The 12,261-nt window shown below is 73.5% G+C and carries 10 protein-coding genes and 2 pseudogenes; 7 read left to right on the forward strand and 5 right to left on the reverse strand.

Translation table 11 applies throughout. The features are described 5' to 3' along the window. Positions 1–576: pseudogene (locus tag CCL05_RS06975) on the reverse strand (hypothetical protein); the annotation flags it as partial. A 258-nt stretch (positions 577–834) separates the two neighbouring features. Here CCL05_RS06975 and CCL05_RS06980 point away from each other — a divergent pair. From CCL05_RS06980 to tgmB, 3 genes are all read left to right on the forward strand, one after another. Continuing rightward, positions 835–1,146: a YkvA family protein gene (locus CCL05_RS06980; protein ID WP_086559608.1), complete on the forward strand. Its 312-nt coding sequence runs from the start codon at positions 835–837 to the stop codon at positions 1,144–1,146. Between the two features lie 132 nt (positions 1,147–1,278). Continuing rightward, positions 1,279–1,470, forward strand: coding sequence for a putative ATP-grasp-modified RiPP (tgmA, locus tag CCL05_RS06985; RefSeq protein ID WP_010038137.1), 192 nt, complete (start codon positions 1,279–1,281; stop codon positions 1,468–1,470). 16 nt (positions 1,471–1,486) lie between these two features. Further along, positions 1,487–2,464, forward strand: coding sequence for an ATP-grasp ribosomal peptide maturase (gene tgmB, locus CCL05_RS06990; protein WP_086559609.1), 978 nt, complete (start codon positions 1,487–1,489; stop codon positions 2,462–2,464). A 31-nt stretch (positions 2,465–2,495) separates the two neighbouring features. On the opposite strand, the gene CCL05_RS06995 is transcribed toward tgmB, so the two are convergent. Continuing rightward, positions 2,496–2,699: a hypothetical protein gene (locus tag CCL05_RS06995; protein ID WP_059414305.1), complete on the reverse strand. Its 204-nt coding sequence runs from the start codon at positions 2,697–2,699 to the stop codon at positions 2,496–2,498. A 139-nt stretch (positions 2,700–2,838) separates the two neighbouring features. After that, positions 2,839–3,312 carry a hypothetical protein gene (locus CCL05_RS07000; protein ID WP_086559610.1) on the reverse strand — a complete coding sequence of 158 codons (474 nt, stop codon included), beginning with the start codon at positions 3,310–3,312 and terminating at the stop codon, positions 2,839–2,841. A gap of 188 nt (positions 3,313–3,500) precedes the next feature. On the opposite strand from CCL05_RS07000, the gene CCL05_RS07005 reads away from it, so the two are divergent. Continuing rightward, positions 3,501–4,511, forward strand: a complete 1,011-nt coding sequence (locus CCL05_RS07005; RefSeq protein ID WP_086559615.1) for a GlxA family transcriptional regulator — start codon at positions 3,501–3,503, stop codon at positions 4,509–4,511. A 14-nt stretch (positions 4,512–4,525) separates the two neighbouring features. Here the strand turns inward: CCL05_RS07005 and CCL05_RS07010 are convergent, their stop codons facing one another. Then, on the reverse strand, positions 4,526–4,777 hold the full coding sequence (locus CCL05_RS07010; RefSeq protein WP_086559611.1) for a DUF5133 domain-containing protein: 252 nt from the start codon (positions 4,775–4,777) through the stop codon (positions 4,526–4,528). 133 nt (positions 4,778–4,910) lie between these two features. After that, on the reverse strand, positions 4,911–5,768 hold the full coding sequence (locus tag CCL05_RS07015; protein WP_086559612.1) for an aldo/keto reductase: 858 nt from the start codon (positions 5,766–5,768) through the stop codon (positions 4,911–4,913). A 323-nt stretch (positions 5,769–6,091) separates the two neighbouring features. On the opposite strand from CCL05_RS07015, the gene CCL05_RS07020 reads away from it, so the two are divergent. The 3 genes and pseudogenes from CCL05_RS07020 to CCL05_RS07030 all read left to right on the forward strand — a co-directional run. Next, entirely contained in the window at positions 6,092–7,621 is a 1,530-nt protein-coding gene (locus tag CCL05_RS07020) for an acyl-CoA carboxylase subunit beta (protein ID WP_086559613.1), read from the forward strand. A 68-nt stretch (positions 7,622–7,689) separates the two neighbouring features. Then, a pseudogene (locus CCL05_RS07025) lies at positions 7,690–9,440 on the forward strand (fatty acyl-AMP ligase). Next, the coding region (locus CCL05_RS07030; protein ID WP_086559614.1) for a type I polyketide synthase at positions 9,437–12,261 on the forward strand (2,825 nt) is incomplete at its 3' end. The pseudogene CCL05_RS07025 and the gene CCL05_RS07030, both read left to right, overlap by 4 nt.

Genomic DNA, 12,261 nt, shown 5'->3' on the forward strand with positions numbered 1-12,261 from the left:
CGTGAGGTCCGTCCAGTCCTGGCCCGGCGCGGCGGACCGCTCGACCACCGGGTCCGAGCCGGCGGGAGCGGACTGCGTACGCGCGTCGCCCGGCGCGGGGGCGGCAGACCAGTCGGTCGCCGTGGGCGAGCCGGGGGGAGCGGGCCGGGGCGCCGGGTCCGCCCGGTCCAGGCCGGGGGCGGCAGCCTGCGCCTGCGCCTCATCCGACAGGTCCACGCCGGGGACGGCAGCCTGCGCCTGCACCTCATCCGACAGGTCCACGCCAGGGACGGCAGCCTGCGCCTGCGCCTCATCCGACAGGTCCACGCCAGGGGCGGCAGCCGGCGCCTGCGCCTCATCCGACAGGTCCACGCCGGGGGCGGCAGCCTGCGCGTGCGCCCGGTCCGGGCCGGTCGCGGCGGGCGGGGCCAAGCTCATGTCCGTCTCGTGCACACCGGCGGCGGGCTGCGTGCTCGTCTGCTCCGCCTGGTACGTGCCGGTGGCGACGGTGGTCTCGGCGGACGGCTGGGCGGCCTCGTTCGGCTCGTTCGGTATGGCAGGCCCGTTCGAGCGGGGTGATGAAGAGCAGGTGGTCATCCTCGCCTCCATGGGGAAGAGTGCGGCCGCTCCTGCGCCCCCCGTCGTGTGACGAGCGACGTTACGCTGACCATTACTAGGCGCCCCCGTCACGCCGTGCCACTCGGGTGGGCCACCGGGATGACCGCCCGCACCCACGGCGGCACGGAAAATCCGCCGACGCGCCGACATGTCGGGCCCCGGGCGCAATACAGCGGCCGGAAACGGGAATCCAGGAAGGGACACCCCGTGTCGCGGACGCCAGGAGGAGGGCAGCCCGTGGATACGACCACCACGGTGATCACCCTGGCCGCGGTTCTCGCGGCCATCGTTCTCGTCTTCGCCGTCGGCATCCTCGTGCGACTGGTCAGGACCCGGCGCGAGCTGCGCCGCGCGGGGTTGCCCACGGGCCCGCGCTGGGTCTTCTGGGGCGCGGTCCTCTATTTCGTGCTGCCCGCCGACGTGTTGCCCGACCCGGTGTACCTGGACGACATCGGTGTTCTGCTGCTCGCTCTGCGCACCGTCCGTGGCTCCCTCGGCGAGCGGGAGCGCAAGTCGGCCCACCGGCCGGACCGCCAACCGGCCCGATGACTACGGAAAGTAAGGAAACCAACCACCCGTTCGATTCGTATAAGTCTCTGGGAGCCGAAACGAGTCGGCGGACCGGGTGGCCGTGCCCCTGGATCCGGCTCGATCGGCGTCAGCACCGACGAGGGAGAGACGATGCAACCGTTCGCGCTCAACTACGCGCGCCCGGCAGTGGAGTTGGAAGCTGCCATTCCGTACGTGTACGACGCCGGACTGCAGTTGAACGTGCTCCACGACGGCCGGGTGGCCGCCTCCGACTTCGCCCTGTTGAGGGAGGTCGGCACCACCACGTCCACGGCCGGCTCCAAGACGCACTTCGACGACTGACCGCGGGCCGCCGAAGATGACGGTTCTGATCCTCACCTGCGAGGAGGACGTGACCGCGGACATGGTGGTCGTGCACCTGAACGCGGCCGGGATTCCGGTGGTCCGTGTCGACCCCGCCGATCTGACCGGCGGTGTCGCGCTCTCCGGGGAGTACGTCCACGGCCGGTTCCGCGGCCACCTGTCCGCCGGGGGGCGGCTGGTGAGCATCGGCGGGCTGCGGTCGGTGTGGGTCCGCCGTCCGGGCACCCCGGCGGGACGGGCGGCGCAGCCGTCCGCGTGGCTGACCGAGGAGGCCGCCCAGGCGCTCTACGGGATGCTGCGGGGCTCGGACGCGCGCTGGATGAACCACCCCGACGCGGCCCGCCGGGCCCGGCACAAGCCCTGGCAGCTGCGCCTCGCCCAGCGGTGCGGCCTGCCCGTGCCCGCGACGCTGATCACGACGTTCCCGCGCGCCGCCCGCGAGTTCTCGGAGCGCTACCCGGACCTGGTGGTCAAGCCGGTGTCGGGCGCGCATCCGCAGGACCCGCCCCGGGCCGTGCCGACCAGCCGGGTCGCACCGGACACGGACTTCTCCGCCGTCGCGTTCGGGCCGACGCTGTTCCAGCGGCGGATCTCCAAGCGGGCCGACATCCGTCTCACCGTGGTCGGCGACCGGATGCTGGCGGCCCGCAAAACGGCGGACGCGGACGCCGACGAGGTGGACGTGCGGTTCGCCCCGCCCGGCGCGCCGTGGCGGCCCACCGACGTGCCGTCGTCCATCGCGCCGGGCGTCCGGGCCTATCTGAAGGAGGCCGAACTGGCGTACGGGGCCTTCGACTTCGTCGAGGACGCGGACGGGACCTGGTGGTTCCTGGAGTGCAATCAGTCGGGGCAGTTCGGGTTCGTCGAGGTGGAGACGGGCCAGCCGATCGCCCGCACCATCGCCGAGTGGCTGGCCCGGCCCCTCCCCGAAGCGCCGCCGCGCGTCAACGGCGCGAACACTACGGCCCGTTGAGCACCCGGGCCGGCCGTCCACCGGTTCTGGTTCACTGCGGTCGCGGCCCGGGCAGCATGGCCGTACGCTGCCATCCGGTGCCCGGGGAGTGCGGGCGGTCGTAGCCGGGGGACTGCGCGGGCCGCATGACCAGCTCCAGTTCCCTGCTCACGCGTTCGGCCTCGCGGCGAACCTGTGCGGGGACATCGCCGCACTCCGCGATGAGTCGGTCGTAGATGGGGGAATCCTGGAACACCCGTCAACGCGCCTTTCTGCTCGTCGGCCCCGTGCGGGGGCGAAGAAGCCGAGTGTAGGCGGACCGGTGTCCCTGAGTGTGAATTCCCCGGGTGGACTTGACGCAGACCGGACATCCGTGACATGCGGCCGGCCGGGGCTCAGGCTCCTGTCGTGGAGCCCGGCCGGACGATCATCAGGACGGTGACCGTCGCCCACAGGAGGTTGAAAATGCCGGTGAACATGGCGAGTTGAACGGTGTTCCGGTGCTCGACGGCCTGTGCGCCGTTCAGTTGGCCGAGGAGTTCCTCCTGGCGGGGCAGGACGAAGGCGACCAGGATGCCCGCCGCGGCGGCGGTCAGCGCGATGGACGTGACCAGCCATCCGCTGCCCAGGACGCCCATCGCGGCACCGGTGGCGAACCCGAGGAGCGGGACGGTCAGTCCGATCCCGGCGTAGACGCGGCAGATGCGGTGCAGCAGCGCGACCGTGCTCACCGCCGACGGGTCGGGGGCGTGGCCGCCCGCGGGGACGGCGCGGCGCGCCGCGGGCGGGAACATGCTGGCCGCGACGGTCACGGGACCGATGGCGACGATGGCGGCCAGTACGTGCAGGGACAGCAGGATCTTGGTCACCGGGGCTCTTTCCATGATGCGGTCGACGGTGGCGGGCCCACGTTAGAGAGCCCGGAGGCGATCGCCCATGGGCTGAGACGACAGCTTCCAACGGATTCCCGCCAACTCGTGTGACCTGCTGTCTTGTGCCGTGCGCCGGTGCTTCCGCGGTTCGTGCGCCTGGCGGGAATGCGCCTAGGGTGGCGGTCATGCACTCCGTGGCGATCCTGGTTCTCGACCGAGTGGTGCCGTTCGACATGGCGGCGCCCCAGCAGACGTTCGCCTGGACCCACATGCCGGACGGGCGGCCGGCCTACCGGGTCCGGTTGTGCGCCGAGACGCCGGAGGTGCGCGCCGACGGCGGTTTCACCCTGCGTATCGACCGGGGCCTGGAGGCGCTGGCGGAGGCCGACACGATCATCGTGCCGGGCTGCTCCCCCGAGGCCCCGCCGCCGTCCGCCCGGGTGCTGGCGGCCCTGCGGCAGGCCGCCGAGACCGGCACCCGGATCGCGTCCGTGTGCGTGGGCGCCTTCGTCCTGGCGGAGGCCGGACTGCTGGACGGGCTGCGCGCCACCACGCACTGGGTGGCCGCGGATGAGCTGGCCCGCCGTTTCCCGCGGGTCGAGGTGGAACCGGACGTGCTGTACGTCGACAACGGGCAGATCCTCACCTCGGCCGGTGCGGCCGCCGCGCTGGACCTGTGTCTGCACATGATCCGGAGGGATCTGGGGTCGGCCGTCGCGGCGAACATCGCCCGGATGTCGGTCATGCCGCTGGAACGGGAGGGCGGACAGGCCCAGTTCATCGTGCACGAGCACCCGCCGGTGCCCCGGGGGTCGGCGCTGGAGCCGCTGCTGGAGTGGATCGAGGACAACCTGGCCCACGAGGTGACGCTGAGCGCGCTGGCGGAGCGCGCGGGAATGAGCGAGCGGACGTTCAGCCGCCGCTTCCGCGAGCAGACCGGGACCACGCCGTTGCAGTGGCTGCTGCGGGCGCGGGTGCGGCGCGCCCAGTATCTGCTGGAGAACACCGACCACTCCGTGGAACGGATCGCGCGGCAGGCGGGGTTCGGATCGCCGACCGCGTTCCGGGAGCGGTTCCGCAAGGTGGTGGGCACGACGCCGTACGCGTACCGCACGGCGTTCCACGGGAAGGCGAACGGGAACACGAACGCCCCGGCGGCCCGTTCACAGGCCGCCGGGGCGACACCCGGTTCATGACCGGGCCCTACGAGTCAGCCGACCAGCGTCAGACCGTTCTCCCCGTCCGCGTCCGCTTCCTCGGACCGCTCCTTGGTGAGCAGCAGGGTGTCGGCCTTGGCGATGGCGTCGGTGATGTCGGACGTTCCCATCATCACGCACAGCGTGTAGCTGACATCCTCAAGCTCGCGTGCCGCCGTCGGCACATGCCTCTCCGCCTGAGTGATCCTCAGCGACGCATACCGCGTCAGCAACTCCCTGACGACCTTCCGGTCCGGTACGAGCACGTAGCGCCCCTCTCTCTGTTTTCGCTGCGTATGCCCGAACCACGCGGAAACATTCACATGTTTTTCTCACCAGGGGCGGATGTGACGAAAAACTTATCGTCTGTGACTGTTCGTCAGGGGAGCCGGTCGATGCTCAGGCCGCGTCCAGCTCGGCCAGTTCCTCCGGCGTCAGGGTGAGGTCGGTCGCGGCGAGGGAGTCGCGGATGGTCTCGGGGCGGCTGGCGCCCGGGATCGGCACGACCACGGGCGACTTGGCGAGCATCCACGCCAGGCACACCCGCTGCGGGCTCACCCCGTGAACGTCGGCGATGCGGGCGAACGCCGCGTGCCCCGAGCCGAGTTCGCCGGCCTTGGAGATGCCGCCGAGGGGGCTCCACGGCAGGAACGCGATGCCGAGTTCGTCGCACAGCTGAAGCTCCGGCTCGCTGGAGCGGAAGGCCGGGGAGAACTGGTTCTGCACGGAGACCAGACGGCCGCCGAGGATCTCGCCCGCCAGCCTGATCTGCTCGGGGTTCGCGTTGGAGATGCCGGCCATGCGGATCTTGCCCTCGTCCAGCAGGTCCCGGATGGCGCCGACGGACTCGGCGTAGGGGACGCGTGGGTCGGGGCGGTGGAACTGGTAGAGCCCGATGGCCTCGACGCCGAGCCGCCGCAGGGACGCCTCACAGGCCTCCTTGAGGTGGCGCGGGCTGCCGTCCAGGGTCCAGCTGCCGTCACCGGGGCGCAGATGACCGCCCTTGGTGGCGACCAGGACGTCGCCGCCGCGGTCGTGGGAGGCGAGGGCCTTGGCAATCAGGGTCTCGTTGTGACCGACCTCGTCGGCGTCACGGTGGTAGGCGTCCGCGGTGTCGATCAGGGTCGCTCCGGCGTCGAGCGCGGCGTGGATCGTGGCGAGGGAGCGTTCCTCGTCGGGTCGTCCCTCGATGGACATGGGCATCGCGCCCAGGCCGATCGCGCTGACGTCGACATCACCGATGCGGCGGGTGTGCATGTGCTCGTACCTCTTCCGGCTGTCGCTGAGGCTGTCGGGCGATGGTGCACTCCAGCCTGGACGCCGGGCGGCACCGAGGTCCAATAGAAGAAGGAGAACGCATTCAGCACTCGGGCAGCTGAATCAGGCCGGCACCCGGCGGCCGGGCCGGCGGTCCCTTGTCACACGGGGATGAAAGCCCGCGCCGACGGACTCATCTCCCCCACACAGAACGGCGATCCGCCCGGCACTCCCCCGCCTCACTGCCATATTCGAGAACCGCTTCGGAGGTGGTTGTGAGCACAGAGGTGACAGCATCCGGTCCGGGGGAAACGGCGACGCACGTGCCCGGGAGCACCGCGGAGCGCGTCGCAGGCCTGGAACGCCGCCGGGACCAGGCGGTGGCCCAGGGCGGACCGCGCAGACGCGGGGAGTTCTCGGCCCGGGAGCGCGTCGAACGGCTCGTGGACAAGGACTCCTTCACGGAGACCGGCCTGTTCGTCCGGGCCCGGCCCGCAGCGGAGGGCGGCAGCCGCCGTCCCTGCGGCGACGGGGTGATCACCGGGTACGGCACGGTCGACGGCCGCCCGGTGTGCGTGTTCGCCCAGGACTCCACGGTGTTCGGCGGCAGCATGGGCGAGGCCTTCGGCGAGAAGACCGTCGCGCTGATGGAGCTTGCCCTGAAGACCGGCTGCCCGGTGATCGGTCTCAACGACTCCGGCGGGGCCCGTATCCAGGAGGGCGTCGCCTCGCTCGCCCTCTACGCCGAGCTGGTGCGCCGCAACGTCAAGGCGTCCGGGGTGATCCCGCAGATCTCGGTCGTCCTGGGGCCGTGCGCGGGCGGCGCCGCGTACTCGCCGGCGATCACCGACTTCACGGTGATGGTGGACGGCGCCTCGCACATGTTCGTCACCGGCCCGGACGTCATCGAGACGGTCACCGGCGAACGCACGACGGCCGAGGAGCTGGGCGGCGCCCGCACCAGCAACACCGTCAACGGCAACGCCCACTTCCTGGCCGCGGACGAGGAGGACGCCCTCGACACCGTGCGCGACCTGCTGTCGTACCTCCCGGCCAACAACCTGGAGCGGCCGCCGGAGTACGCCCCCGGGCACCCGCAGCCCGGCACCGACCTGGACGAGGTCGTCCCGGACCGGCTGGGCGAGGCGTACGACATGCGGGCGATCCTGCACGCGGTCGTCGACGACGGTGAACTGCTCCAGGTGCAGGAGCTGTTCGCGCCGAACATCATCTGCGCCCTGGCCCGGATCGAGGGCCGCTCGGTGGGTGTCGTCGCCAACCAGCCGCTGCACGCCGCCGGGGTCCTCGACATCGACGCCTCCGAGAAGGCGGCGCGGTTCGTGCGGTTCTGCGACGCGTTCGGCATCCCGCTGCTGACCTTCGCCGACGTGCCCGGGTATCTGTCCGGGGTACGGCAGGAGCAGGCCGGCATCATCCGGCGCGGAGCGAAACTGCTGTACGCCTACGCCGAGGCGACCGTCCCCAAGGTCACGGTCGTGGTGCGCAAGGCGTACGGCGGCGGTTACGCGGTGATGGGCTCCAAGCATCTGGGCGCCGACGTCAACCTCGCCTGGCCCACCGCCCGGATCGCCGTGATGGGCGCCGAGGGGGCCGTGGGCGTGCTGCACCGGCGGGAACTCGCCGCGGCCGACGACCCCGAGGCGCTGCGCGCCCGTCTGCTCGCCGCGTACGAGCGCACCCACGGCACGCCCTATCTCGCCGCCGAACGCGGCTATGTCGACGCCGTCATCGCGCCGCGCGAGACCCGGGAGCAGGTCTGCCGCGCGCTGCGCGCCCTGCGCGGCAAACGCGCGCCGATGCCGGAACGCCGGCACGGCAACATCCCGCTCTAGCCGCCCCCTCTCTTTCTCTCCCCCTTTGCGACCCCTAGGCCGATCCGCGCCGTGAGGAGCCCCGCCTGATGGACAGCCGCCGCCCCCCGCTCGCGCCCGTGTGCCCGACGCTGCCGGAGTACGTCCGGCACTGGGCCGAAAACACCCCGGACCGCAGGGCGTTCACCGTCGTCGAGCATCCGGCACCGCACTCGCGCGGCGTCCATCGCACCCTGACCTGGCGTCGCCTGGACGTGCGGGTGCGGGCGCTGGCCGCGCGCCTCGCCGGTCAGGCCGGTCCGGGAGACCGAGTCGCGCTGCTGTGCCCGCAGGGCACGGAGTACGTGACCGCCTTCCTCGCGGCCCTGGCCGCCGGGCTGGTCGCCGTGCCGCTGTATCCGCCGGGCCTGCCCGGGCACGCGGACCGGCTCGCGGGTGTCCTGGCCGACGCGTGTCCCTCGGTCGTCGTGACCACGAGCCGCTGCCGGGACGAGGTGCGCGACTTCCTCGGCCCCGACGGACCGCGGATCGTGGTGGCCGACCAGGTGACGGACGACGCCGCCCGGGACTGGCGGCCCGTCCCGCCGGACGCCGGGGCGATCGCCTACCTNNCGCCCCGGCGGGTGTGGAGATCAGCCACGGCAACGTCGTCGCCAACGCCCGCCAGGCGCTCGCCGCCTACGGTGCCGACGCCCGCCCGGTGACCTGCGTGGGCTGGCTGCCGCTCTACCACGACATGGGTCTGGTGCTCAGCATCGCGGCCCCGGTGACACGAGGGGTGCTGTCGGTGCTGATGGACCCGGCCGCCTTCCTGCACGAGCCGGTGCGCTGGCTCCGGCTGCTCTCCGCGCATCCGAACGCGGTGAGCGCCGCGCCCAACTTCGCCTACGACTACTGTGCCGCGACCGTCTCCGACGACCAGAAAGAGGGGCTGCGGCTGGACCGGGTGACGGCGCTGATCAACGGCAGTGAGCCGGTCCGCCCGGGCACGGCCGACCGTTTCCACGCCGCGTTCGCCGGTCAGGGACTGGCGCCGGAGACGCACTGCCCGTCGTACGGGCTGGCCGAGGCGACCGTGTTCGTCTGCGCGGCCCGGCCGGGTGAGCCGCTCGGCCGGTTCGCGCTCGACCGTGACGCCCTGGCCGCCGGGAAGGCCCTGCCGGCCCGGCCGGACGATCCCCGGGCGGTGCTGCTGGCGGGCTGTGGCACCCCGGCGGGCCAGCGGGTCCGTATCGCCGACCCGGTGACGCGGGCCCTGCTGTCGGAGGGCGAGGTCGGCGAGATCTGGGTGCAGGGGCCCAATGTCGGCCGGGGTTACTGGAACCGGGGGCCGGGGGACGTGTTCGGCGCCGGGTTCGCGGACACCGAAGCCGCTCCGGGCGGCTGGCTGCGGACGGGCGATCTGGGGACGGTGCTGGAGGGACAGCTGGTCGTCACGGGGCGGCTGAAGGACCTGATCATCGTCGACGGCCGCAATCACTATCCGCAGGACGTCGAGGCGACGGCCCAGGACGCGGACCCCGCGGTGCGCCGGGACCGGCTCGCGGCGTTCGCCGTGCCCGGCGGCGGTGCTGGTGGTGGTGAGCGGGTGGTGATCGTGGCGGAACACGCGCGGACCGTGCGCCTCGCCGAGCTCGACGTGCCGGCCGTGGTGCGGGCCGTGCGCGGTGCCGTCTCCGCCCGGCACGGGCTGCGGCTCGCCGACATCGTCGTCGTGCCGCCGGGCACGGTGCCGCGTACCTCCAGCGGGAAGGTGTCGCGGGCCCTGACCCGGGCCCGGTATCTGGAGGGCGCGTACGGCGGGCAGGCCACCGCGGCGACGGCGGGTGCCGCGGGATGAGGCCCCTCGACGAGGGCGCGCTGCGCCGGCTGATCGCCGAACGGGTGGCGCTCTGGTACGGCGCCTCGCCCGAGAACGTCCCGATGGACCGGCCGCTCGCCGACCTCGGCATGTCCTCGCGGGACGCGGTCGCCCTGGCCGGTGAACTGTCCCGGGCCACGGGCCGGGAGCTGCCGACGACGCTGCTGTGGGAGACGCCGACCGGTCGGGACCTGGTGGCGCGGCTGTGCGGCACGCAGACCTCGGCACCCTCGGGGCCGGCCGAGACGGCACCGGCCCCGCGAGCCGGGCTGCCGGGCGTGACGGCCGAGCCGGTCGCCGTCGTCGGGGTCGGCTGCCGGCTGCCCGGCGGGGTGCACGGCCCGGACGGCTACTGGCGACTGCTGAGCGAGGGCGTCGACGCGATCCGGCGCGTCCCGGAGGACCGCTGGCGGGACTTCACCGCCTTCCCGCCCGCCGACGCGCATCCGTACGGCGGCTATCTCGACGACATCGCCGGGTTCGACGCGGACTTCTTCCGCATCACCCCGCGCGAGGCGGCGGTGATGGACCCCCAGCAGCGGATCCTGCTGGAGGTGGTCCACGAGGCGCTCGGCCACGCCGCCGTGCCGGCCGGGTCCCTGGCGGGCACCGCCACCGGGGTGTTCGTCGGGGTGTCGGCCCCCGAGTACGGGCAGCTCACGGGCGCCGATCCGGCCGCCGTCGATCCCTGGGCGCCGGCCGGGGGCGCCCTGAGCGTGACCGCCGGACGGCTCGCCTACGTCCTGGACACCCGGGGGCCGAGCCTGGCCGTCGACACGGCGTGCTCGTCCTCGCTGGTCGCCGTGCACCACGCCTGCGTCAGCCTGCGCACGGGCGAGAGCGACCTCGCGATCGCCGCCGGGGTCAACCTGCTGCTGTCGCCGGCCGTCACCGTCGCCTTCCGCAGAGCGGGCGCGCTCGCACCGGACGGGCGGTGCAAGCCGTTCTCGGCGGCGGCCGACGGCATCGGGCGCGGCGAGGGCTGCGCGGCTGTGATCCTCAAGCGGCTGTCCGACGCTGAACGGGACGGCGACCGCGTCCTGGCCGTCGTCCGCGCCACCGCCGTCAACTCCGACGGCCGCTCGAACGGTTTGATGGCGCCCAACCCGGCCGCGCAGCAGGCGCTGCTGGAGAGCGCGTACGCGCGGGCGGGGCTCGCCGCGGCGCAGGTCGACTACGTGGAGGCGCACGGCACCGGCACCCCGCTGGGCGACCCGATCGAGGCGGGCGCACTGGGCGTGGTGCTCGGCGCGGGCCGCGACCCGGACCAGCCGCTGCTGCTGGGGTCCGTCAAGGGCAACCTGGGGCATCTGGAGTCCGCCGCGGGCGTCGCGGGCCTGGTGAAGACCGTGCTGGCGTTGCACCACGACAGCATCCCGCCGTCCCTGCACTGCGCGCAGGGCACGTCCCTCGCCGACGAGCGGCTGCGGGTGGTGACCGAGCCGGAGCCCTGGCCCCGCTACGGCGGCACCGCCCTCGCGGGCGTCTCCGGGTTCGGGTTCGGCGGCACCAACGCGCATGTGGTGCTGGAGGAGGGGCCGCCCGGCCTGGCCCCCGTGCGGCCGGCCGAGGAGCCCGTGGCACGTCTGCATGTGCTGTCCGACCTCGACGCGGGCCGCGTCCGCGACACGGCGGGCCGGCTCGCCGACTGGCTGCGCGAGAGCACCGCGCACCCCGCCGACGTGGCCCGTACCCTGGCCGGGCGCACCGGCCGCGGTCCCGTACGCGCCGCCGTGGTCGCCCGGGACCGCGCCGAACTCGCCGATGCCATGGGCGCGTTGGCGGCGGGGCGTCCGGACGCGCGGGTGGTGACCGGGGAGCTCGACCGGGTGGGCCGCGGCACGGTGTGGGTCTTCTCCGGCTACGGCAGCCAGTGGCCGGGCATGGGGCGCAGGCTGCTGGCCGAGGAACCCGCGTTCGCCGCCGCCGTGGAGAAACTCGACCCGCAGCTCGCCCCGGAGTGCGGCCTGTCCCTGTACGACCACCTGTCCTCCGGGGCCGGCCTCGACCGCCTGGACGTCGCCCAGCCCGTGTTGTTCGGCCTTCAGCTGGCACTGGCCGAGCTGTGGCGTTCGTACGGGGTCGAGCCCGCCGCCGTGGTCGGCCACTCCATGGGCGAGGTCGCGGCGGCGGTGTGCGCGGGCGCGCTGGACGTGGCGGACGGGGCGCGTGTCATCGCCGTACGGGCCCGGCTGCTGAGCGGGCTGAGCGGCGGCGCGATGGCCGTGGTGGACCTGGACGACGTCGAACTGGACTCGCTGGAGCGGGACTTCCCGGGTGTGCACGTCGCCGTGCACTCCTCGCCTCGGCAGAAGGTCGTCACGGGCGAGGAGGCCGCGGTGGCCGGGCTCGTGCGCCGGCTGGAGGGTCAGGGCCGGGCGGCGCGGGCCATGCGGGTCGTCGGTGCCGGGCACTCGCCGCAGGTCGACGCGCTGCTGCCGGAGCTAGCCGAGGCGCTGTCGGGCATCCGGGGCCGGCGGCCGCGTGTCCCGGTGTACTCCACGGTCCTGGAGGACCCGCGCGGCGACTGCGTGTTCGACGCGGCCCACTGGGCGGCCAACCTCAGGCGGCCCGTCCGTCTGGACCGGGCGCTCGCGGCGGCAGCGGCCGACGGCCGTTCGGCCTTCGTCGAGATCTCACCCCACCCGGTGCTGACCGGGGCCGTCGCCGACACCGTGCCCGATGCCCTCGCGTTGGCCACCGTGCGCCGGGACGCCGACGGGGCCGAGGCGTTCGCCGGGCAGCTGGGCGCCCTGTACGTGGCGGGCCAGCGGCTGCCCGTGCCGCCCGGGCGGGTCGT

It is taken from the genome of Streptomyces africanus (assembly GCF_002150735.1).
Lineage (GTDB): Bacteria > Actinomycetota > Actinomycetes > Streptomycetales > Streptomycetaceae > Streptomyces > Streptomyces africanus.

What these genes read in the sequence shown, in the direction of transcription:
- tgmB (WP_086559609.1), top strand. Translation starts at nt 1,487, where the DNA reads ATGACGGTTCTGATCCTCACCTGCGAGGAGGACGTGACCGCGGACATG.
- tgmA (WP_010038137.1), top strand. Translation starts at nt 1,279, where the DNA reads ATGCAACCGTTCGCGCTCAACTACGCGCGCCCGGCAGTGGAGTTGGAA.
- CCL05_RS07015 (WP_086559612.1), bottom strand. Translation starts at nt 5,768, where the DNA reads ATGCACACCCGCCGCATCGGTGATGTCGACGTCAGCGCGATCGGCCTG.
- CCL05_RS07005 (WP_086559615.1), top strand. Translation starts at nt 3,501, where the DNA reads ATGCACTCCGTGGCGATCCTGGTTCTCGACCGAGTGGTGCCGTTCGAC.